This is a genomic window from Nocardioides sp. BE266 (assembly GCF_031457855.1).
Taxonomy (GTDB): domain Bacteria; phylum Actinomycetota; class Actinomycetes; order Propionibacteriales; family Nocardioidaceae; genus Nocardioides.
On the sequence record NZ_JAURTI010000001.1, the window covers coordinates 382,367 to 403,457 of the forward strand.

Sequence of the window (21,091 nt, forward strand, 5' to 3'; positions counted from 1 at the left end):
TCTTGGCCCACTTCATGTCCTTCGTTGTCAGGAACTCACATTCGCGAGTGTGCCACGAGCCGTTAGCGTCTGGGGAATGATCCCCGTCGCTGCACCGATCCGCGTGCAGGCGCGGCTCGCCGCAGCGGCCGACGGGCCGCGCCCCGTGCTGCACGCGAGTGCCACCGCGGTGTACGTCGACCTCGACGGCTGGTGCGTCGGGCTGGTCTCGGCCTCCGCGACCCGGGTGCCGTGCGCGCTCTGGTCCACGCTCCCCGACATCGCCCACCTGGCCGGTCGTCCCGTGGTCGTCAGCGACGGGACCCTCGCCATCGGCGACGAGGTGGTCCGGATCGGCCGCGTGGTCGACCCCCGCGCCACCGTCGTTGGACGTCATGGGATTCCTCGGTCCGAACCGGGGATTCTCATGACGTCCGGGCTGGACCTGCCCGAAGACGGCCGCCTGACCGCCGACCACGTCGCCACGCTCGTCGGCCGCGGACCGGGCCTGACCCCGCTGGGTGACGACGTGCTCGCAGGCTGGCTCGCCACCCGCGCAGCGCTCGGCCGGCCCGACGCGGCCGTCACCGACGCCGTACGCCACCGCCTCGGCGCGACCACACTGCTCTCGGCCACCCTCCTCGACTGCGCGATCCGCGGCGAGGTCCTGCCCCAGCTGGGCGCGTGGCTGGCCGACCCCACCGCCACGAGCGCCGACGCCCTGCTGGCCGTCGGCGCCACCTCGGGAGCGGGGCTGCTGACCGGCGCCCGCCTCGCGATCCGATCCACCACCCAAGACGCCTGGAGGGCTGCATGAAGGACCACGTCGAGCTCCGGAGCGGCGCGTACGCCGACTCGGTGACCCTGCTCCAGGTGAGCCGGGCCGTGCAGGCCACGCCCGGCGTGGTGGCCGCGCAGGTCGCGATGGCCACCGGCCTCAACCTCGAGGTGCTCGAGGGCATGGGCTTCGACATCCCCGCGTCCTCCCCGAACGACATGGTCGTCGCGCTCCGCCTCGACGACGCCGCCGACGTGGCGACCGCGCTGGCCGCCGTCGACACGGCGCTCGCGCCCACCCGCCCGAGCGCCGGCGACACCACGATCGCCCCGCCGCGCACCACGGCCTCCGCCCTGCGTCGTACGGGATCCGGCGCGGTCGCGCTGGTCTCGGTGCCCGGCGCCAGCGCCACCGTCGAGGCGATGGACGCCCTCGAAGCGGGCCACGACGTGATGATCTTCAGCGACAACGTGCCGGTGGCCGAGGAGGTCGCCCTGAAGCAGTACGCCGCCTCGCGCGGCGCGCTCGTGATGGGACCGGACTGCGGCACCGCGGTCATCGACGGGGTGGGGCTCGGCTTCGCCAACACCGTCCGCCCGGGCCGGATCGGCCTCGTCGCCGCGTCGGGCACCGGCTGCCAACAGCTGCTCGCTCTGCTCCACCACGCAGGAGCGACCTATGAGGGCGTCGGCGTCCGCCACGCGCTCGGCGTCGGGGGCCGCGACCTGTCGGCCGCCGTCGGCGGCACGTCGACCCGCGAGGCACTCCGCCGCCTCGACGCAGACGCCGACGTCGACCTGGTCGTCGTGGTCTCCAAGCCCCCGGCACCCGAGGTCGCCGAGGCCCTGGCCGCGGACGCCGAGGCCCTCGGCACCCCCGTCGAGCTCGGCCTGCTCGGCCGCGGCCAGCGCGACCTCACCGCAGTCGCCGAGGCCGTCCTCGCGCGGCTCGGTCACGAGGCCCCGGAGTGGCCGGTGGCAGGCGCCGACAACACCGGTGAGGCGACCGGACCGCTGCTGCGCGGCCTCTTCGTCGGCGGCACGCTCTGCGACGAGTCGATGCTGATGGCGACCGAGGCGCTCGGCCCGATCCGCAGCAACATCCCGCTCTCCGACGAGCTCGCCCTGGGCGACGACCTGCTGGTCGACGACCACACGATGGTCGACTTCGGCGACGACGCGCTGACCCAGGGCCGCGCCCACCCGATGATCGACCCGACGCTGCGCAACGAGCAGCTCGCCCGCGCGGCCGCGGACCCGTCGACCGGCGTGATCCTGCTCGACCTGGTGCTCGGCCACGGAGCCGAGCCCGACCCCGCCGCGCTGCTCGCGCCCGCCATCCAGGCGGCGCGCAAGGACCGGGCGATCCCCGTGGTCGTCAGCCTGGTCGGCACCGACCTCGACCCGCAGGGCCTCACCGCCCAGCGCGACGCGCTCGTCGCCGCCGGTGCCGAGGTCCACCTCTCCAACGCGTCGGCCACCCGCCGCGCCCTCCAGCTCGTCGAAGGAGCCCAGCGATGACCGAGATCGTGACCGTCGGCGCCACCACTCCCACGGTCGTCACCTGCGGCGCCGACATGTTCGCCGAGTCCGTCGAGGGCCAGGCCGTCGAGGTCGAGCGCGTCGACTGGCGTCCGCCGATGCCCGGCACCGAGGCCGACCTCGCCGCCGTGGCCACCGACCCGCGCCGTCCCGAGGCCAACCGCAAGGCCGTCGAGGCGATGCTCGGCGTCACCGCGCACCTCGTCGACGTGGCCCCCGCGAGCGAGGTCCTCGGCCTCGAGCGCGGCCAGTTCCTGCACGCCGGCCCGCCCATCGAGTGGGAGCGGGCCTCCGGCCCCCTGCGCGGCGCCCTGATGGGTGGCGCCGCGCTGGAGGGGCTGGTCGACGACCCCGAGGACGCGGTCGCGCTCTTCGAGTCGGGCAGCAGCGTGAGCCTCGAGCCGTGCCACCACCGCAGCGCCGTGGGCCCGATGGCCGGCGTCGTCACGCCGTCGATGTGGATGTGGGTCCTCGAGGACCGCGCCACCGGCCGACGGACGTACTGCTCCCTCAACGAGGGCCTCGGCAAGGTCCTGCGCTACGGCGCCTACAACGACGAGGTGCTCACCCGGCTGCGCTGGATGGGTGACGTGCTCGGCCCGCTGCTGCAGGCCGCGGTGCGCGGCACCGAGGAGGCCACCGACGTCACCGGCATCCTCACCCAGATGCTCCAGATGGGCGACGAGGCGCACAACCGCAACCGCGCCGGCACGCTCATGCTGCTGCGCGACCTCTCCCCCGCGATGGTGAGCAGCCTGGAGAAGGGGTCCTTCGACGCCAAGGACGTCGCCGACGTGCTGCGCTTCGTCGGCGGCAACGACCACTTCTTCCTCAACCTCGCGATGCCCGCCTGCAAGCTCGCGCTCGACGCCGGGCGCGACGTCCCCGGGTCGACGATGGTCGTCGCGATGGCCCGCAACGGCACCGACTTCGGCATCCAGGTCTCGGGCACCGGCAACCAGTGGTTCACCGGTCCCGCCCAGGTCGCGGAGGGCCTCTTCCTCGGCGACTACGGCCCCGACGACGCCAACCCCGACATCGGCGACTCGGCCATCACCGAGACCGCCGGCATCGGCGGCTTCGCGATGGCCACCGCGCCGGCGATCGTGCGCCTCGTCGGCGGCACCGTCCCCGACGCCCTCGCCACCACCCGCCGGATGCACGAGATCACCCTCGCGGAGAACCCGCGCTGGTCCGTCCCCGTGCTCGAGTTCCAGGGCACCCCGACCGGCATCGACGTCACCAAGGTGTGCCGCACCGGGATCCTGCCCCAGATCAACACCGGCATGGCCGGCGCGGTCGCCGGCGTGGGCCAGGTCGGTGCCGGGCTCGTCACCCCGCCGGCCGAGATCTTCCCGAAGGCCCTCGCCGCGCTGGCGGCTCAGGCAGGGGCGGACCGCTCGTTGTAGACGCCCGCGAGCTCCTGGCCGGACAGGCCCGCGATGGCGGTCATGATCCGGTCGGTGAGCTCGCGGCGCGCGCGCCCGGAGGGCACGCCGTCGTACTCCCCCGCGGCGATGATCGGCTCGCCGAAGCGCACCGTCACCTTGGCGAGCGTGAGCCGGTTGGAGCCGATCGGCTGCAGCTCGGCAGTGCCCTGCAGCCCGACCGGCACGACCGGGCAGCCGGCGGTGAGCGCGAGGTGCGCGACCCCGGTGCGGCCGCGGTAGAGCCGGCCGTCGCGGGAGCGGGTGCCCTCGGGGTAGATGCCGAACGCCTCACCACGGCCGAGCACCTCGAGCGCGGTGTCGAGGCTGGCGAGCGCGGCCTTGGTGTCGTCGCGGTCGACGGGCAGGTTGCCCATCCCCTCGAACCAGCTCCGCATCAGCGCGCCCTTGATCCCGGTGCCGGTGAAGTAGTCGGACTTGGCGAGGAAGACGACCTTCCGCGGCACGACCACGGGGATGACCATGCTGTCGGCGAAGGACAGGTGGTTGCTCGCCACGATCACGGGCCCGGTGGCCGGCACGTGGTGCAGCCCCTCCACGGTCGGGCGCCACACGGCGCGGGCCAGCGGAGGTACGACGCTGTGCACGACCGAGAAGAGCATGCGGCTCATTCTGCCCCGAGCACGGGCTGCCAGAACGCGCGTCCCAGGTCCACGGAGCCGCTGGGCCGCAGCGGCGTCCCTTCCTCGAGGTACGCCTGCCGCGCCTCGTCGTCGTGCGAGGACGGCAGCGAGCCGTCGGCGCGCACCACCCGCCACCACGCCACGGCGCCGCCGTGCATCGCCATCACGTTGCCGACCAGTCGCGGACCACCACGGCCGAGCCGCTCGCCGACGACGTCCGCGATCGCGCCGTAGGTCGTCACCCGGCCGCGCGGCACCGACTCGGCGCAGCGCAGCACCAGCTCGGCGTAGAGCTCGCGCTCCTCCTCCGTGGTCATACGGGCTCGGACCGCGTGAGGCGGGCGGTCGCCAGCAGCAGCACCACGGTCGCCGCGCCCGTGACGGACCACAGCCAGGAGGGCGCCCAGCCGGGGTCGATCTCGCGGACGGTCAGCCACGCGAGCGGCACCGGGACCAGCGCGAGGAGCGACCGGCCGGCCCAGAGGCGGGCCAGGCGCCGGTCCACCGCGAGGGTCTCGGGGCCGTAGGACAGCAGGGTCGCCGCGACGTGCGCGCCGAGGAGGAGCACGGCGACCACGAGCACCTTCCAGTCGACGATGCCGTGCGCGGCCCACCAGCCGCCGACGAGCACGAGCGGGGCGATCCCCACCGCGTGGTCGGGACTTCGTGCCCACGCCGCGGACGTCACCGGGACGGCCAGCAGCACGGCCCAGTGCGGCCACTCCGGCAGCGCCAGGCCGAGCGCGATGCACGGCAGCACGAGCACGAGGGCGCGCAGCAGGACCACGGGCGTGGTGACGCCGGGCGCGCGCAGCCTGAGGGCGGGAGCCATCACGCACGCACCTTCGGCACCTGGCCGCGGCGCGCGAGCTGCCGCAGCACGGTGTCGAGCGTGCCGGGACCCCGCCACGGCACGACGGGGGTGCCGAGCGCGGCGAGGCGCTCGAGCCGGTCGTCGCGCTCCACCTTCTGCATCCGGGCGGCCAGCGAGGACAGCGCGAGCCGGTCGGTCCCGGCATCGGACATCGCGTCGCCGAGCGTGTCGATCACGACGACCGACGCCCCGCTGCGCTGCAGGCTCGCGGTCGCGGTGACGAGCGGGGTGAAGAACATCGGCGACAGGACGTACACGACGCTGCCGGCGCCCGCGCCGAGGTCGAGGCGCTCGGGCGCGACGCTGCGCGACTCCGTCCGCACCCGGGCCAGCGTGCCCCGGAGCCGGTGCAGGTGGCGCGACCCCGACCCCAGGGGCACCCGGGTGCCGTCGCCGGCCACGACCAGGAGACCGACCCGGTCGCCCGTGCGGACGTGGTGCTCCGCGAGCGCGGCGGCCGCGCGCACGGTCAGGTCGAGCGTGCTCGACGCCCCGTCGATCCCGCCGGAGACGCCGATGTCGCGCAGCCCGTCGACGACGACCCACACACCTGCGTCCTGCTCGGCGCGCGTCGTGATCACGTGCAGCTCACTCGTGCGCAGGGAAACCGGCCAGTTGATCCGCTTGAGCCGGTCACCGGCCGCGAAGTGCCGGATGCCCTCGAACTCCGTGCCGCTGCCGATCCGCCGCGACCGGTGCCGGCCGACGAGGCCGTCGGGCTGCGGCACCTCCGCCCGACTGTCGTACGGCGCCGTCTGGGGCAGCACGGTGAAGCCGTGCTCCGGGAGGTCGACGGGACCCCACCGCCATCCGGCCCACGCCGAGGTGAGGGCGACCCGCTCGGCTCCGACGGCCCGACGGCCCCACCGACGCGGGCTGGAGACCACGGTCGGCAGCCCCTCGTCGAGCAGGTTGCCGGCAGCGCCGTGCTGGGGCCGGGTCGCGACGTGGGCGGCGGGGGCGGCCACACGGGTGACGTGCTCGACGCCGGCGAGGTCGTCGACGACCAGCCGCGAGGTCGTGGCCTGTCCCTCGTGCAGGTGGTAGTGGTCGAGGCGTGCCGACACCGTCGGAGCCGTGCGCGGCCGGGCCACCAGACCCATCGCCGCGAGCACGGCGAACGGTGCTGCCAGCACGACCAGCACCTCCTGGCCGAGCGTGACCCCGCCGGCCACTCCCCCGAAGGCGAGCAGGCTGGCCCGGACGAGCGCGGGGGTCGGCCGCCAGGAGGTCACCGCTGCGCGCCCCCTCCGAGCGCGTGCGACTCGAGGGTGCGCGGCGTCTCGACCGACGCCAGCACGGCGTCGACGACGCGGGCACCGGACGCCTCGGTCATCCAGAGGTCGGGCTTGACCGTGATCCGGTGCGCCAGCACGGCGCGGGCGACGACCTTGACGTCCTCGGGCACGACGTAGTCGCGACCCCGGATCGCCGCCCAGGCACGGGCGGTCAGCACCAGGCCGAGGCTGCCGCGCGGCGAGGCGCCGGTCAGCACGTCCGAGTGCCCGCGCGTCGCCGCGACGAGCTCGACGCAGTAGCGGGCGACGGACTCGTCGACGACCACCCGTTCGACAGCCGCCTGCATCGCAGCCAGGCCGGCGGCGTCGGTCACCTCGGCGATGTCGACCTCCTCGCGCTGGCGGTCCAGCCGCCGGCGGAGGACGTCGTACTCCTCGCCCGCCGTGGGGTAGCCGAAGGCGACCCGCAGGAGGAAGCGGTCGAGCTGGGCCTCGGGGAGCGGGTAGGTGCCCTCGTACTCGACCGGGTTGGCGGTCGCGAGGACGTGGAACGGGTGGGAGAGCTGGTGGGTCTGGCCCTCGACGGTCACCTGCCCCTCCTGCATCGCCTCGAGCAGCGCCGCCTGGGTCTTGGGCGGGGTGCGGTTGATCTCGTCGGCGAGCAGCAGGCCCGTGAAGATCGGACCCGGCCGGAAGTCGAACTCCGCGCGCCGCTGGTCGTAGACGTAGGACCCCGTGAGGTCCGCCGGCAGCAGGTCGGGGGTGAACTGGGCACGGGCGAAGTCCAGGCCGAGAGCGCCTGCGAACGAGCGCGCCGCGAGCGTCTTGCCCAGTCCCGGGAAGTCCTCGAGCAGCACGTGGCCCTTGGCGAGGATGCCGGCCAGGACCAGCGCCAGCACCTCCCGTTTGCCGACGACGGCTCGGCCGACCTCGTCCAGCACGCGCTCGGCGAACTGGGCCACCTCCGCGGGGCCGGGCGGCACGGCGGCAGCGGGACGGTGATCAGCTTCGCTCACGGGACTCCTCGATTCGGGTCAGGATGCGGTCGATGGTCGCGGGTGGGATGCGGCGCAGGCCGGCGAGCTCGTCGTGGACCTCGGACGCCAGGACCGGGTCGCGGCTCCGCGCCAGGTCGACGAGGCGCTGGGCCAGCGCGTCGGAGGGGTGGTCGGCCTGCTGGTGGCTCGCCAGGATCCGGAGGTCGGAGGTGACCTCGTCGACGCGGTCCGACCTCGGCGCGACAGGCTGCTCCCAGTAGGCCGCCTGCGCGTCCACGGTGTCGATCACGAGGTACGTCATGGTGAGCACGACGACGGCCCAGACGGCGTACGGGAACGGCTGGGGGTCGAAGTCGAGCCAGAGGGTGAGCGCGTAGCCGAGGGCGGCCAGCACGACGCCTCCGCCGACGCGGCCGCTCCAGCGACGCGACAGCCACCTCACGGTTGAGCTCACGACCGCACCCCCAGGCTGCGCCGTACGGCGTCGAGCGCAGCGACGGCCTCGGCGCGGTGGTCCTCGGTGATGGGGTGGTCGGAGAAGCGGGCCTCGCGGTAGAGCTCGGCGAGGCGGGTCACCGGGCCGATGTCGGCGTCCGCCAGGTCGAGGAGCCTCAGGGCGTACTCGGACGAGGTCTCGGAGGCCTGGCGCGGGACGCCGGCGCGCTCGCCGTGGACCTCGAAGCGGTGCCACGCCGCGACGATCGCGTTGCGCGCGTCCCCGGTGCGCAGGAGCGCGTCCTGCTCGGCCGCGTCGCCCACCACCTGAGCGGCCACCCGACCCTGCTCGCCGAGGACCGTGAACTCGGCGTCGAGACGTTGCACCGCGTCGCCCCTCGAGAAGATCGCGCGCAGGGCGGCGACCACGAGCCATCCGACACCGCCCGCGACGACCAGGAGCAGCGTGCCGAGGAAGATCCAGCCCAGCACCTTGATCCACAGCGGTGGCGGGTGCTGCTCGACGAGGTCGCGGTACTGGCCGATCCCCGCGCCCGGCGGCTCGCAGTAGTTGCGCTCGTTGATGTCGTCGGGGATCTGCTCCACCGTGGAGCCGTCCGCCTTGGTGACCACCGGCACCGGGATGCACTCCTCGGCCGACGTGGTGCCGGCCCCCGGTCGCGGCCCCGGCCCGGTGAAGACCTCGTCGGGCCCGATCAGCGTCGCCCAGGCGACGAGCACCATGAAGAGGCTCGTCCCGGCCACCATCAGCACGGCACGGGCACCCGGTGAAGGAGCACCGAACGCACGCATGGCGCGAACCCTAGGTGAAGGGCTCGCGCCATGCGAGGGGGGCGCGCCCGGTGGGGTCGGGCGCCTAAGGGGAAGGATCAGAGCAGCGGGCTGAACGGCTCGGTGCCCGGCACGAGGCGCAGGCCGGCGATGCCGCTGTTGGCCTGGGCGTACGACAGCTCGTGGGCCAGGTCGCCGACGCCGTTGGAGCCGGCGAGCGGGGCCAGGGCGAGCGTGGACAGCACGCCGAGCGCGTTGCCGTCGGCGTCGAGGAACGCGCTGCCCGAGTCACCGGGGACGCCGGGCGTCAGCGTGTAGACCGGGTGGGTCCAGCCGCCCGCGTCGGTGCCGAGGCTGGTGCCCTGCTTGGGCGAGAGCTGCTCCACGCCGCCGCGCAGGCTGGAGTTGCCGAAGCTGTAGACGGTGTCACCCGCTGCGGTGCCGGCGGTGTTGATGCCGACCGGGCCGCCCCAGAACGGGATCGACGGGTTGACCTTCGGGGCGTCCGCGGCGTCGACCTTCACCAGCGCGAGGTCGTTGTAGGCGCAGGTGTCGGCGTCGGTGACGCCGTTCTCCTGCATGGTCAGCCACGACGAGTAGACGAGCGTGCCGCCGCCGACCCGGGTGCCCTCGCTGACGAGCGAGCCGCCCTCGACGAAGTCGACCTTCGTGCCGAGCGGGAGGGAGTCGGAGGTGCAGCCGTCGGTGTCGGTCGCCGCACCGAGGCCGGCGCAGTGCGCGGCGTAGCCGACGTACGTCGTGCCGGCGCCGTCGGTGAAGACGAAGTTGGCCGTGCACTGCGCACCCTCGGTGTACATCTGCACGCCCGGGTGGATGGTGGCGGTGTCGGCCGGCGCCCAGCTCGCGCGGACCTGCTTCTTGGGCGCCGCCGAGGCCGGGGCGCTGGTCGCGGCGGCGGCGACGAGGCCGGCCGCGGCCACGAGGGTCAGGAGCAACGTGTGAGTACGCATACCCCTCCCAACGACCTGCGTCGGGAGGGGTTACGCGTCAGTAGTCGGGCTGGCTCGGGTCGATCTGGTTGACCCAGGCGACCACGCCGCCGCCCACGTGCACGGCGTCGGCGTAGCCGGCACCCTTGACGATCGCGAGCACCTCGGCCGAGCGGACGCCCGACTTGCAGTGCAGCACGATCGGCTTGTCGCTGGGCAGGTCGCCGATGGCGTTGCCGTTGAGGAACTCGCCCTTGGGCACCAGCACCGAGCCCGGGATCTTGTTGATCTCGAACTCGTTGGGCTCGCGCACGTCGATCAGGGTGAAGTCGCGCTCGCCGGCGTCGCGCTCCTTGAGCATCTGCTCGAGCTGGACGACCGAGATCGTCGAGCCGGCAGCCGCCTCGGCGGCCTCGTCGGAGACCGCGCCGCAGAAGGCGTCGTAGTCGATGAGGCCGGTGACGGTGGCGTTGTCGCCGCACAGCGCGCAGTTGGGGTCCTTGCGGACCTTGAGCTTGCGCCACTCCAGCTCGAGGGCGTCGTAGATGACGAGCTTGCCGATGGCCGGGTCGCCGATGCCGGTCAGCAGCTTGATCGCCTCGTTGACCTGGATCGAGCCGATGCTGGCGCAGAGCACGCCGAGCACGCCGCCCTCGGCGCAGCTGGGCACCATGCCCGGCGGCGGGGGCTCGGGGTAGAGGCAGCGGTAGCACGGGGCGTCGTCGGCCATGGTCGGCGCGAACACCGACGCCTGACCGTCGAAGCGGTAGATCGAGCCCCAGACGTAGGGGATGCCGAGGAAGTACGCCGCGTCGTTGACCATGTAGCGGGTGGCGAAGTTGTCGGTGCCGTCGACGATCAGGTCGTAGCCCTCGAAGATGCCCATCACGTTGTCGTTGTCGAGGCGCTCGTTGTGCACCACGACGTCGACGTAGGGGTTGACCTCCGCGATCGACTCCTTCGCCGAGATCGCCTTGGGGCGGCCGACGTCGGACATGCCGTGGATGATCTGGCGCTGGAGGTTGGACTCGTCGACCTCGTCGAACTCCGCGATCCCGAGCGTGCCTACGCCGGCCGCGGCGAGGTAGAGCAGGGCGGGCGAGCCGAGGCCGCCGGCACCGATCACGAGCACCTTGGCGTTCTTCAGGCGCTTCTGCCCGGCCATGCCCACGTCGGGGATGATCAGGTGGCGGCTGTAGCGGCGCACCTCATCGGTGGTGAGCTCGGCGGCCGGCTCGACAAGAGCGGGGAACGACACGTACTTCTCCTTGACTCGGGTGTCGGTGCAACAGCACCGGCACCCTCCATGTTCCCCGCGCACCGGTGACACGCCCGGCCACGTCCCGCGATACGGACGCGGCTGGAGGACCACGGGCGGCTAGGCTCGGTCGCGACCTCACTACTCAGGAGTACGACGTGACTGCAGGCCAGCTGGACCCAGACGCCCCGCGACCGCGCGGCGGACGGATGCCCCGACGCGAGCGCCGTGCCCAGCTGCTCGAGTCGGCCCTGGAGGTCTTCGTCGCCCAGGGCTACCACGCCGCCGCGATGGACGACATCGCCGACCGCGCGGGCGTCTCCAAGCCGGTGCTCTACCAGCACTTCCCGGGCAAGCTCGACCTCTACCTCGCGCTGCTCGACGCCTCCTGCGACACGATCATCGACAACTGCAAGGTGGCGCTGGACTCCACGTCCGACAACAAGGACCGCGTCGCGGCGACGATGAAGGTCTTCTACAGCTACGTCGCGTCCGAGGAGGGCGCGTTCCGGCTGGTCTTCGAGTCCGACCTCACCAGCGAGCCCGACGTGCGCGAGCGGGTCGACCGGGTGACCGTCGAGTGCGCCGCGATGATCGCCGACGTGATCCGCACCGACACCGGCCTGCCCGACGAGCCCTCCGAGCTGCTGGCGGTCTCGCTGGTGGGAATGGCGCAGGTCTCCGCGCGGTTCTGGCTGGCTGGCGGCGGCGGGATCCCCCAGGACGACGCGGCCGCGCTCATCGCCGGGCTGGCCTGGCGCGGCATCCGGGGCTACCCGATGACCGACGACCACTGATCCGGCAGGATCGATCGAGCACATCCCCCCAGGCCTCAGGCCAACGTCTTCAGCAAGGAGCACCACCGTGGAGGTCAAGATCGGCGTGCAGAACGCGCAGCGTGAGCTCGTGCTCGACACCGACAGCACGCCCGACGACATCGAGAGCAAGCTCAACGAGGCGCTGTCCGCCGGTGGCGTGCTGCGCCTGGCCGACGTGAAGGGCCGCACGGTCGTCGTGCCGGCCGACAAGATCGCCTACCTCGAGCTCGGCAGCCCGACCGCCAGCACCGTCGGCTTCCGCTGAGCTGCTGGGGCGGGTCTGACACGCCCATCGGGCCACACGCGCGCGGTCGTTGTCCGCGGGTCGCGCGAGAGCAATGATGAAGGGGAGCCTGATCGGGCTCGCCCTCTGCGCGTCACCCCGACGCCGCGGCTGAAAGGAAGGGAACCGCAATGCTCAGCGCAATCCTCTGGGCTCTCATCGGCGGAACGATCATCGGCCTCCTCGGCAAGATGGTCGCGCCCGGCGACAAGGACAACATCCCGCTGTGGCTCACGATCCTCTGCGGCATCGGCGGCGTCCTGATCGGCACCGCCCTCTACGAGGTCTTCTTCAACCCCAGCACCCGTGGCATCGACTGGTGGCGCCACATCTGGCAGGTCGCTGTCGCAGCGATCCTCGTCGTGGTCGCCTCCGGCGTGACCGGGCGCCGCACCACCAGGGTTTGACCCGCACCGTCGTACGCCGCAGGGCCCCGCACCGTCATGGTGCGGGGCCCTGTGACGTACGACGACAGGCTCAGGCCTCCCTCACGCCTCGAGGCCGAGCTGCGCCATCCGGTCGGCGTGCAGCTCGGTGAGCCGGGTGAACATCCGGCCGAGCGCGGCGAGGTCGAGTCCCGGTCGGTCCACTCCCCCGGCGAGCAGTGCGGTCAGCGACTCGCGGTCGCCGGCGACGCGCTGCGCCTGGGTGAGCGCCTCGCCCATCAGCCGGCGCCCCCAGAGCGCGAGACGGCCGCCGAGGCGGTGGTCCTCGGCGATCCCGGCGCGCACCCGCTCGACGATGAAGGCGGTCTGGCCGCTGTCCTGGAGCGAGCTGATGATCACCTCGCGGGTCTCGGCGTCGAGGTAGGCCGCGATCTCGCGGTAGAAGTCGGCGGCGAGGCCGTCGCCGACATAGGCCTTGATCAGGCCCTCGTAGTAGTCCGAGGGCGCGGTGTGCTCGTGGAAGCTGTCGAAGCTCTGCCGGAAGGCCTCCATCGCCTCCACCGGGTCGGCGCCGAGCTCGGCGAGCCGGCCGACGAGCCTCTCGAGGTGGCCGAACTCCGCGGTGGCCATCGCGCCGATCGCGATCTTGTCGTCGATACCCGGCGCCATCTTGGCGTCCTCGACCAGCCGCTCGAAGGCGGACAGCTCGCCGTAGGCGATCGCACCGAGGAGGTCGACTGCGGCGCGGCGGTAGTCCTCGTCGGGCGATTCAGTCATGCGTGCAGCCTAGCGATAGCATCATGGTCACCGAGCCGTCGACAACGTGTCCGGCGGCCACCTGTATGTGCGCGGTTGGCACTCCCTCCGGGAGCTCTTCGAGTGGGCCGACCGCATCCGTGTGGGACACCCGACTCAGCAGAAAGCCACTTCGTGACCACCTTCCGTGACATGGGCGTCGAGCCCGCGATCTGTGACGCGCTCGAGCGCGCCGGCATCACCACCCCCTTCGCCATCCAGGAGATGACCCTCTCGGTCGCCCTGCTCGGCACCGACCTCATCGGCCAGGCGCGCACCGGCACCGGCAAGACGCTGGCCTTCGGCATCCCGGTGCTCCAGCGCTCCGTGGCGCCCGGCAACCCGGCCTACGCCGACATGCCGCAGGGCAAGCCGCAGGCCCTCATCGTCGCCCCGACCCGCGAGCTCGCGCTCCAGGTCTCCGGCGACCTCGCCCTGGCCAGCGCCGACATGGGCCTGCGGGTCCTCACCGTCTACGGCGGCGTCGGCTACGAGCCGCAGCTCGAGGCCCTCGACGCCGGCGTCGACATCGTCGTCGGCACCCCGGGGCGCCTCATCGACCTGGCCAACCGCCGGTCCCTCGACCTCTCCCACGTGCACGCGCTGGTCCTCGACGAGGCCGACGAGATGCTCGACCTCGGCTTCCTGCCCGACGTCATCACGCTGATCTCCAAGACACCCGAGACCCGCCAGACGATGCTCTTCTCGGCCACCATGCCGGCCGCGATCGTCGCCCTCGCGCGCACCCACATGCGCCACCCGATGAACATCCGCGCCGAGTCGTCGTACGAGAACGCGACCGTGCCGGCGACGGCCCAGTTCATCTACCAGGCCCACGACCTCGACAAGACCGAGATCATCGGCCGCGTCCTGCAGGCCGAGGACGCCGACAAGATGATCGTCTTCACCCGCACGAAGCGGCAGGCGCAGCGCGTCGCCGAGGACCTCCAGGAGCGCGGCTTCAAGGCCTCCCCGCTCCACGGCGACATGGCGCAGGTCGCGCGCGAGAAGGCGCTGGCCCGCTTCCGCGAGGACAAGATCCAGGTCCTCGTCTGCACCGACGTCGCGGCCCGCGGCATCGACGTGCGCGGCGTCTCCCACGTCATCAACTACACCTGCCCCGAGGACGACAAGACCTACGTCCACCGCATCGGCCGCACCGGCCGCGCGGGCGCCTCGGGCACCGCGATCACCTTCGTCGACTGGGCCGACCTGCACCGCTGGAAGCTCATCAACAAGGCGCTCGACCTGCCCTTCGACGAGCCGCAGGAGACCTACTCGACCTCCGAGCACCTCTTCCACGACCAGGGCATCCCGGCCGGCACCAAGGGCCGCGTCGTCGACCCCGCCCCGGTCGCGAAGAAGGAGCGCGCCCCGCGTGACGGCTCGCGCGAGCGCCGTGGCTCCTCGCAGGGCGGCTCGTCCTCGTCGGAGAAGTCCGGCGACGCGCCGCGCCGCCGCAACCGCAGCCGCCGCCGCACCCGTGGCGGCCAGTCGGTCGAGGCCCCCCAGGCATGAGTCAGCGCTTCTTCGGAGCCTTCTTCGCGGTCTTCTTCGGCTTCGGCCGCGACGCGCGCGACACGAGGTTCTGAGCCACCTCGCGGTAGGCCTGGGCACCCTTGCTGCTGCGGCTCGTCGCCAGGATCGAGCGACCGGCCGCGGGAGCCTCGGCGAACTTGATCGTCTTGGGGATCGGCGGCTCGACGACCTCGAGGTCGTAGGTCTCGCTGATCGTCTCCAGCACCGTGCGGGCGTGGTTGGTGCGGCCGTCGTAGAGCGTCGGCAGCACGCCCCACACCTCCAGGCCACGGTTGGTGAAGCGACGTACGTCGTGGACGGTGTCGAGCAGCTGCCCGACGCCGCGGTGCGAGAGCGTCTCGCACTGCAGCGGCACCAGCACGCCGTCGGCGGCCGTCAGCGCGGCGACGGTCAGCACGCCGAGCGAGGGCGGGCAGTCGAGCAGGACCCAGTCGTAGGCCTCGTCGCCGAGGTCGTCGGCGAGCTGCTCGAGCGCGCCCTTGATGACGTGCTCGCGCCCGGTGCGGGTGAGCAGGTCGGCCTCGGCGCGGGCGAGCTCGATGGTCGCCGGCAGCACGTCCACGCCGTCCTCGGTCTCGATGATGATCTCGGCAGGGTCCACTCCTTGCGTCAGGACGTGGTGGACCGAGGTCTCGAGGTCCTCGGGATCGATGCCGAGCGAGAAGGTCAGGCAGGCCTGCGGATCGAGGTCGACCAATAGGACGCGCTGGCCCATCTCGGCCAGCGCGGCACCGATCGAGGCCACGGACGTGGTCTTGGCGACGCCGCCCTTCTGGTTGGCGACGGCCAGCGTGACGGGGGCCGTTCCCCGGCTCTTGGTGCTCATCGGTGCCAATTGTGCCGGACCGGGTCGCGGACCGGCCGGGTGTCCTGAAATGCTGGCGCCCATGAGCACATCCCTGATCACCGGCGCGACCGCCGGCATCGGCCTCGAGTTCGCCCACCAGCTCGCCGACCGCGGCGACGACCTCGTGCTGGTCGCCCGCGACGCCCAGCGGCTCGAGGCGGTCGCCGAGGAGCTGCGCCGCGCCCACCAGGTCGAGGTCGAGGTCCTCGTGGCCGACCTCGTCGACCGCGACCAGCTCGCGACCGTCGAGGCCCGCCTCGCCGACCGCGAGCGACCGGTCGACCTGCTGGTCAACAACGCCGGCTTCGGGCTCAAGAAGCGCTTCCTCGACAACACCGCCGACGACGAGACCGCGATGCTCGAGGTGCTCGTCACCGCCGTGCTGCGGCTGAGCCACGCCGCCCTCGGCGCGATGGCCGAGCGCGGCCACGGCGGCATCATCAACGTCTCGAGCGTCGCCGCCTTCCTCCCCCGCGGCAGCTACTCCGCGGCCAAGGCCTGGGTCAACAGCTTCAGCGAGTGGGCGCACCTGGAGTACAAGTCGCGCGGCGTGAAGGTGATGGCCCTGTGCCCCGGCTTCACCAAGACCGAGTTCCACGAGCGGATGCAGGTCACCCGCGGCGAGGGGTTCATGTGGCTCGAGCCGGAGTTCCTGGTGCGCAAGTCGCTCCAGGACTTCGAGAAGGGTCGCGCCTACTCGATCCCCGGCGCGCAGTACAAGACGATCATCGCGCTCACCCGCGCCATCCCCAACCGCGCGCTGCGGCTGACCCAGAGCATGGGCCGCCGGTGACGGTGCGCATCGCGCCGCCCCGCGTCGAGGACGCCGCGGCCATCGCCGACCTGCAGATCGCCGCGTGGGAGGAGGCGTACGCCGACCTGATGCCGGCGGCCGTCTTCACCGAGCGCCGGGCCGGGCGCGACGCCCGCGTCGAGCAGTGGCGCGACATCGTCTCGACCGGCTCGAGCGACAACCTGCTGGCGTGGTCGGCCGACCGGCTCCTCGGCTTCTCCTCCACCGGCCCGGGCCGCGACGACCCCGCCGAGGGTCTCCCTCCGCTCGAGCTGATGGCGCTCTACGTGCGGGCGTCGTCGTACGGCAGCGGGGTGGGGTGGGCGCTCCTGGAGGCAGCCATCGGGGACGCCGACGCCTACCTCTGGGTGCTCGACGGCAACGAGCGCGCCATCCGGTTCTACGAGCGCCAGGGCTTCCGCTTCGACGGCGCCACCAAGGACAGCGACGCGCGAATCGAGCGCCGGATGGTGCGGCTGGCAGCGCGAACGGGCTAGGAGCAGACCACGGCGTCAGGCTGGGAGGGTGCCAGCGCGTGGAGCCCGGCGGCGAGGTCGGCCAGCCGGAACGGCTTCGCCAGCACCCCGTCCGCACCCGCCGCGCGGCACTCCTCGTCGTGGGCCGGGCCCGAGCGGCCGCTCGCGACCAGGATCCCACCTGCGAAGCCGTCCGAGCGCAGTCGCCGGACCAGCTCCATGCCGTCGCCGTCGGGGAGCCCGCGGTCGGTGACGATGATGTCGACGTGCACGCTCGCGACCACCTTGACGGCGTCCGCAGCGGTGCCGCTGACGAGCACGTCGAAGCCGGCCCGTGAGAGCGACACGGTCATCACGCGGGCCAGGTCGGGCTCGTCCTCGACGAGCAGCACAGTCTGGGGCACGCGGGAAACGTACACGCTGAAGGAACAGTCGCGGCCCAGAATGGTAACAAAATCAACAAACGGGTTCTCAGGCCTGTTGTCGCGCCATCCCGACCAAGCGCTCGTACTGCTCCGGATCCGTCGTGTTGACCCCGAGGTCGTGGTCGACCTTGCCGAGACCGTGGTGGTCGCTGCTGCCCGTCGCGACGAGGTCGAGGTCGGCGGCGATGGCGCGCAGCCGGGTGCGGAGCTCGGGACCGTGGTCCTGGTGGTCGACCTCGATCCCGGCGAGCCCGAGCCCCTTCAGGGAGGCGAACGCCTCCTCGGTGAGCACCGTGCCGCCGCGGCGACCCCAGGGGTGGGCGATGACCGGAACGCCGCCGGCGGCGACCACGATCGGGATCATCTCCTCCAGCTGCGGCGCGTAGCGGTTGACGTACCCGGGCTGTCCCGGGCTGAGCAGGGTCGCGAACGCCTCGGTGCGGTCGGCGACGACGCCGAGCCGCACCAGCGCGTCGGCCACGTGCGGGCGGCCGGCCGCGACCGATCCGTTGGCCTCGCGGTGCACGTCGTCCTCGGTGAGGTCGATCCCGTGGGCGCGCAGGGCGGCGACGATGGCGGGGGTGCGCTCGCTGCGGCCGGCGAGGATCCGGCCGAGCACGTCCACCAGAGGTCCGTACGTCGGATCCGGCAGGTACGCCAGCAGGTGGACCCCGCGGTGCTGGAGCTTCGTGCTGATCTCGAGGCCCGGCACGAGGGTGATGCCGACCTCGTCGGCCGCCTCCTGCGCCTCGGCCCACCCGGAGGTGGCGTCGTGGTCGGTCAGCGCGACGACGTCGAGCCCGGCGGCCTTCGCCTCGCGGACGAGGTCGGCGGGCGTGTCGGTGCCGTCGCTCGCGGACGAGTGCGTGTGGAGGTCGACCCGCACGTCAGCTGTTCCACTTCAGCAGGACGGGCGTCTCCCGCTCGAAGCCGAGCACCGACACCGTGGAGGTGTCGAGCTTGAAGAACCGCCCCTCGTCGGCGGGCTGGCACAGCCACCGGGCGGTGAGCACCCGCAGCGAGTGGCCGTGCGCGAAGACCAGGGTGCGGTCGTGGCCGCGCGCCCGCTCGATGACGCGGTCGAGCCGCGCCGAGACCTCGTCGGCGGTCTCGCCGCCGGGTGTCGGGTGGGTCCAGACCGACCAGCCGGGGACCGTCTCGCGGATCTCGGCGGTCGTGACGCCCTCGTAGTCGCCGTAGTCCCACTCCACGAGGTCGTCGTCGACCTCGACGTCCGCGAAGCCGGCCAGCTCGGCCGTGCGACGTGCGCGCTGGCGCGGGCTGGTCAGGACGAGGTCGAAGTCCACGTCGTAGAGCCGCGGGCCGAGCAGGATCGCCGCCTCCTCGCCGTCGGAGGTGAGCGGCAGGTCGGTGGTCGAGGTGTGCTTGCCGTCGCGGCTCCACTCGGTCTCGCCGTGGCGGACGAGCCAGAGCTCGGAGCCCTCTGCGGTCGACATGCCCGCGAGTCTGCCACGGTCGCGCGGGTCTCCTGCCACGATGCTCGCCATGAGTGGACCCACGCCCGGCAGCGTCGACCTCGGCCGGGCGCGCCTGGCGATCGCGGCAGCCTTCGGCACCCAGGGCCTGGTCTTCATCAGCCTGACCACCCGGCTCCCCCGCATCCAGGACCGCTGGGACCTCGGTGAGCTGGCCCTGTCGGGCGTGCTGCTGATGATGGTCCTGCTGGCCGGCGTGGGCTCGCTGCTCGCCGAGCGGCTGGCGCCGAGGCTCGACAGCGCGGTGGTCCTGCGCGCTGGCCTGCTGGTCGTGGCGGTGTCCGTCGCGGCGGTCGTCCTCGCCCCGGTGAAGGCGGTCTTCGTCCTCGCCCTGGCGGCGTACGGCGTCGGGCTGGGGCTGGTCGACGCCACCGGCAACATGCAGGCGGTCGCGCTGGAGCACCGGCTCGGCCGGGTCGTGCTGCCGTCGTGCCACGGCGCGTGGACGCTCGGCGGCGTGATCGGCGCCGTGCTGACCCTCATGACGACCGACGTGCCGTGGTCGGCGATCGCCGGGCTCGCGGTGCTGCCGCTGGTGGCCGCGACCGCGCCGTACCTCGCGCGCGACCACGGTGAGGCCGCCACCTCCACGGACACCGACGTGCCGTGGCGGGCGATCGTGCTGGTCGGCCTGGCGCTGGTCGTCTTCTACACGGTGGACACCGCGGCGGCGACGTGGGGACCGGTCTACCTCGACGACGTCTTCGACGCCCCCGAGGAGCTGGTCGCGCTGGCGACCCTGCCCTACCTGGTGGCCAGCGGGCTGGTGCGGCTGGCAGGCGACCGGCTCACCGAGCAGGTCGGCGCGGTGCGCCTGCTGCGCGTCGGCGCCGCGATCGCACTCGTCTCGCTGGCGCTCGTGGTCGCGTCACCCACGTGGGAGGTGGCCGTCGTCGGCTTCACCCTGCTGGGCTGCGGGGTCGCGGTCGTCGCGCCGCTGAGCTTCTCGGCCGCGGCGGCGCTCGCAGGGCGCAACGCCGACCCGGCGACCCGGCAGGCGCGGGTGGACGCGGTGGTGGCGCGGTTCAACCAGTTCAACTACGCAGGAGCCCTGCTCGGCGCGGTGATGACGGGCGCCGTCGGGGCCGGTTCGCTGCGTCTCGGCTTCGCGGTGCCGCTGGTGCTGGTGGTCGCGCTGTTCTGGCTGGCGAAGGCCTTCGCGCCGGCGGACGACCCCGCTGCTGGGCGGGCGTCCGCCGACGCCTAGGCACTGCTACGGCTCAGACGCCGCCGCCACCGGCCTTGCGGCGGTGCATCGGCTTGGCGACGTTGGCGTTGGTGACCTCCGAGCCGTGGGCCTTCTCGCGCGAGCCCGCGGTGTCGTCGGGGTGGTCGTGGCCCTTCTTGCGATCGAGGGCCTCCCGCATCTTCGCCTTGATGTCTGCGTTGGGGTCCTGATCAGCCATGGGTCCTCCTGGATCCGAGGTGGGACGGGTGACTGCCACCCTGCCAAACGCGTCAAGCGGGGTCGAGCGGTTATCCACCGGCGGGTCGCCGGAGCACGTCGACGCGTCCGGCGAGCTTGCCCTCCATCCGGTAGACGTGCCACCGGCAGTCGCCGAGCATCACGTCGTACGCCTCGTCGCCGAACTCGGCGCGGTAGCGCTCCGGCTCGCGCAGCAGCCGGGCCAGGTGCAGCAGCGCCCGGCCCGCGGCGCCGCCCTCCTCCTGCGACCGCTCGCCCCACTCGGTGGAGAGGTCGATGCTGTCGACGACCTCGAGGCCGGAGCGGGCGATCGCCCCGTCGAGCACCGCGGGGTCGGCGGCGGACGGCACGACGCCCATGACCTCGAAGAGCCAGTCCGCCTCCTGCGGCGGGAGCAGGTCGGTCGCGACGACCTGGTAGCTGACCACGTGGCCGCCGGGTCGCAGCACGCGCGCGAACTCGGCGTACGCACCGTCGGTGTCGTCGACGTGCACCAGCACGTCGCGGCACCAGACCAGGTCCTGCGACGACGTCGGGACCGGCACGTGCGTCGCGGTGCCGCGCTCGAACGACACCCGCGACGCGATGTCGGGCGCGAGGTCGCGGCGGGCCTCGCGGGCCAGGTCGAGGTGGCGCTGCACCGGGTCGATGCCGAGCACCCGGAAGCCGAAGTGGGTGGCGAGCCGGAAGGCGTGCGCCCCCTCGCCGCAGCCGACGTCGACGGCGCGGCAGTCGGGGCGGAGGTCGAGCTCACGCACCACCTGGAGGAGCACCGACGGGTCGCGCGGCGCGAGGCTCTCGTCGAGTCGCGCGTCGAAGGCCTCCTCGATCCGCGGGTAGTCGTCGTAGAAGAACTCACGGTCCCAGGTCACGGGGCGAGTCTGCCGCACCCT

General features: G+C 72.9%; 26 protein-coding genes. 10 read left to right on the top strand and 16 right to left on the bottom strand.

Annotation, left to right across the window (positions count from 1 at the left end; all coding sequences use genetic code 11):
- Positions 1–76: 76 nt before the first annotated feature.
- The 3 genes from J2X46_RS01875 to J2X46_RS01885 are packed head-to-tail and all read left to right on the top strand — an operon-like array spanning position 77 to position 3,707.
- Positions 77–796, top strand: coding sequence for a DUF2877 domain-containing protein (locus J2X46_RS01875; protein WP_310246188.1), 720 nt, complete (start codon positions 77–79; stop codon positions 794–796).
- Positions 793–2,277: an FdrA family protein gene (locus tag J2X46_RS01880; protein WP_310246191.1), complete on the top strand. Its 1,485-nt coding sequence runs from the start codon at positions 793–795 to the stop codon at positions 2,275–2,277. Before J2X46_RS01875 ends, J2X46_RS01880 begins: the two co-directional genes overlap by 4 nt.
- Positions 2,274–3,707, top strand: coding sequence for a DUF1116 domain-containing protein (locus tag J2X46_RS01885; RefSeq protein ID WP_310246194.1), 1,434 nt, complete (start codon positions 2,274–2,276; stop codon positions 3,705–3,707). The genes J2X46_RS01880 and J2X46_RS01885 overlap by 4 nt, the downstream gene beginning before the upstream one ends.
- Here the strand turns inward: J2X46_RS01885 and J2X46_RS01890 are convergent.
- From J2X46_RS01890 to moeZ, 9 genes are all read right to left on the bottom strand, one after another.
- Complete coding sequence (locus tag J2X46_RS01890; protein WP_310246196.1) at positions 3,680–4,348, bottom strand: lysophospholipid acyltransferase family protein; 669 nt, start codon at positions 4,346–4,348, stop codon at positions 3,680–3,682. The two genes, J2X46_RS01885 and J2X46_RS01890, sit on opposite strands and share 28 nt — an antisense overlap.
- Positions 4,349–4,353: 5 nt before the next feature.
- The gene (locus J2X46_RS01895) at positions 4,354–4,686 is read right to left on the bottom strand and encodes an MGMT family protein (protein ID WP_310246198.1); all 333 of its coding nucleotides are present in this window, start codon (positions 4,684–4,686) and stop codon (positions 4,354–4,356) included.
- Positions 4,683–5,201 carry a hypothetical protein gene (locus J2X46_RS01900; RefSeq protein ID WP_310246201.1) on the bottom strand — a complete coding sequence of 173 codons (519 nt, stop codon included), beginning with the start codon at positions 5,199–5,201 and terminating at the stop codon, positions 4,683–4,685. Before J2X46_RS01900 ends, J2X46_RS01895 begins: the two co-directional genes overlap by 4 nt.
- Positions 5,201–6,478, bottom strand: a complete 1,278-nt coding sequence (locus tag J2X46_RS01905) for a DUF58 domain-containing protein (RefSeq protein ID WP_310246203.1) — start codon at positions 6,476–6,478, stop codon at positions 5,201–5,203. Before J2X46_RS01905 ends, J2X46_RS01900 begins: the two co-directional genes overlap by 1 nt.
- Positions 6,475–7,497: a MoxR family ATPase gene (locus J2X46_RS01910; protein ID WP_310246207.1), complete on the bottom strand. Its 1,023-nt coding sequence runs from the start codon at positions 7,495–7,497 to the stop codon at positions 6,475–6,477. The genes J2X46_RS01905 and J2X46_RS01910 overlap by 4 nt, the downstream gene beginning before the upstream one ends.
- Entirely contained in the window at positions 7,484–7,933 is a 450-nt protein-coding gene (locus J2X46_RS01915) for a hypothetical protein (RefSeq protein WP_310246210.1), read from the bottom strand. Before J2X46_RS01915 ends, J2X46_RS01910 begins: the two co-directional genes overlap by 14 nt.
- Positions 7,930–8,727, bottom strand: a complete 798-nt coding sequence (locus tag J2X46_RS01920) for a DUF4129 domain-containing protein (protein ID WP_310246211.1) — start codon at positions 8,725–8,727, stop codon at positions 7,930–7,932. The genes J2X46_RS01915 and J2X46_RS01920 overlap by 4 nt, the downstream gene beginning before the upstream one ends.
- A gap of 77 nt (positions 8,728–8,804) precedes the next feature.
- Positions 8,805–9,677, bottom strand: a complete 873-nt coding sequence (locus tag J2X46_RS01925; RefSeq protein WP_310246213.1) for a hypothetical protein — start codon at positions 9,675–9,677, stop codon at positions 8,805–8,807.
- Between the two features lie 37 nt (positions 9,678–9,714).
- Positions 9,715–10,914, bottom strand: a complete 1,200-nt coding sequence (gene moeZ / locus J2X46_RS01930; protein WP_310246217.1) for an adenylyltransferase/sulfurtransferase MoeZ — start codon at positions 10,912–10,914, stop codon at positions 9,715–9,717.
- Between the two features lie 209 nt (positions 10,915–11,123).
- Between moeZ and J2X46_RS01935 the strand changes: the two genes are divergently transcribed.
- The 3 genes from J2X46_RS01935 to J2X46_RS01945 all read left to right on the top strand — a co-directional run bounded on the left by J2X46_RS01935 (position 11,124) and on the right by J2X46_RS01945 (position 12,422).
- Positions 11,124–11,711 carry a TetR/AcrR family transcriptional regulator gene (locus J2X46_RS01935; RefSeq protein WP_310247316.1) on the top strand — a complete coding sequence of 196 codons (588 nt, stop codon included), beginning with the start codon at positions 11,124–11,126 and terminating at the stop codon, positions 11,709–11,711.
- A gap of 67 nt (positions 11,712–11,778) precedes the next feature.
- On the top strand, positions 11,779–11,997 hold the full coding sequence (locus tag J2X46_RS01940) for a DUF3107 domain-containing protein (protein ID WP_310246220.1): 219 nt from the start codon (positions 11,779–11,781) through the stop codon (positions 11,995–11,997).
- 149 nt (positions 11,998–12,146) lie between these two features.
- Positions 12,147–12,422 (top strand): hypothetical protein, encoded by a 276-nt coding sequence (locus J2X46_RS01945; RefSeq protein WP_310246223.1) that lies wholly within the window; start codon positions 12,147–12,149, stop codon positions 12,420–12,422.
- Positions 12,423–12,503: 81 nt separating this feature from the next.
- On the opposite strand, the gene J2X46_RS01950 is transcribed toward J2X46_RS01945, so the two are convergent.
- The gene (locus J2X46_RS01950) at positions 12,504–13,178 is read right to left on the bottom strand and encodes a ferritin-like fold-containing protein (RefSeq protein ID WP_310246226.1); all 675 of its coding nucleotides are present in this window, start codon (positions 13,176–13,178) and stop codon (positions 12,504–12,506) included.
- A gap of 171 nt (positions 13,179–13,349) precedes the next feature.
- Between J2X46_RS01950 and J2X46_RS01955 the strand changes: the two genes are divergently transcribed.
- Entirely contained in the window at positions 13,350–14,714 is a 1,365-nt protein-coding gene (locus J2X46_RS01955; protein ID WP_310247318.1) for a DEAD/DEAH box helicase, read from the top strand.
- Between the two features lies 1 nt (position 14,715).
- On the opposite strand, the gene J2X46_RS01960 is transcribed toward J2X46_RS01955, so the two are convergent.
- Positions 14,716–15,561, bottom strand: coding sequence for a ParA family protein (locus J2X46_RS01960; protein ID WP_310246228.1), 846 nt, complete (start codon positions 15,559–15,561; stop codon positions 14,716–14,718).
- Positions 15,562–15,622: 61 nt separating this feature from the next.
- Here J2X46_RS01960 and J2X46_RS01965 point away from each other — a divergent pair, with 61 nt between their 5' ends.
- Together J2X46_RS01965 and J2X46_RS01970 are read left to right on the top strand one after the other, a co-directional pair.
- Positions 15,623–16,375, top strand: coding sequence for an SDR family oxidoreductase (locus J2X46_RS01965; RefSeq protein ID WP_310246229.1), 753 nt, complete (start codon positions 15,623–15,625; stop codon positions 16,373–16,375).
- Positions 16,372–16,872 carry a GNAT family N-acetyltransferase gene (locus J2X46_RS01970; RefSeq protein WP_310246231.1) on the top strand — a complete coding sequence of 167 codons (501 nt, stop codon included), beginning with the start codon at positions 16,372–16,374 and terminating at the stop codon, positions 16,870–16,872. Before J2X46_RS01965 ends, J2X46_RS01970 begins: the two co-directional genes overlap by 4 nt.
- Here the strand turns inward: J2X46_RS01970 and J2X46_RS01975 are convergent.
- From J2X46_RS01975 to J2X46_RS01985, 3 genes are all read right to left on the bottom strand, one after another.
- Entirely contained in the window at positions 16,869–17,255 is a 387-nt protein-coding gene (locus J2X46_RS01975; RefSeq protein WP_310246234.1) for a response regulator, read from the bottom strand. The genes J2X46_RS01970 and J2X46_RS01975 overlap by 4 nt on opposite strands.
- A 67-nt stretch (positions 17,256–17,322) precedes the next feature.
- On the bottom strand, positions 17,323–18,162 hold the full coding sequence (locus J2X46_RS01980; protein WP_310246237.1) for a PHP domain-containing protein: 840 nt from the start codon (positions 18,160–18,162) through the stop codon (positions 17,323–17,325).
- A 1-nt stretch (position 18,163) separates the two neighbouring features.
- Complete coding sequence (locus J2X46_RS01985) at positions 18,164–18,733, bottom strand: histidine phosphatase family protein (RefSeq protein ID WP_310246240.1); 570 nt, start codon at positions 18,731–18,733, stop codon at positions 18,164–18,166.
- 49 nt (positions 18,734–18,782) lie between these two features.
- On the opposite strand from J2X46_RS01985, the gene J2X46_RS01990 reads away from it, so the two are divergent.
- Entirely contained in the window at positions 18,783–19,979 is a 1,197-nt protein-coding gene (locus J2X46_RS01990) for an MFS transporter (protein WP_310246243.1), read from the top strand.
- A 13-nt stretch (positions 19,980–19,992) separates the two neighbouring features.
- Here the strand turns inward: J2X46_RS01990 and J2X46_RS01995 are convergent, their stop codons facing one another.
- Both J2X46_RS01995 and J2X46_RS02000 read right to left on the bottom strand, forming a co-directional pair.
- The gene (locus J2X46_RS01995; protein ID WP_310246245.1) at positions 19,993–20,178 is read right to left on the bottom strand and encodes a DUF5302 domain-containing protein; all 186 of its coding nucleotides are present in this window, start codon (positions 20,176–20,178) and stop codon (positions 19,993–19,995) included.
- Between the two features lie 70 nt (positions 20,179–20,248).
- Entirely contained in the window at positions 20,249–21,070 is an 822-nt protein-coding gene (locus J2X46_RS02000; protein WP_310246247.1) for a methyltransferase domain-containing protein, read from the bottom strand.
- Positions 21,071–21,091 lie beyond the last annotated feature (21 nt).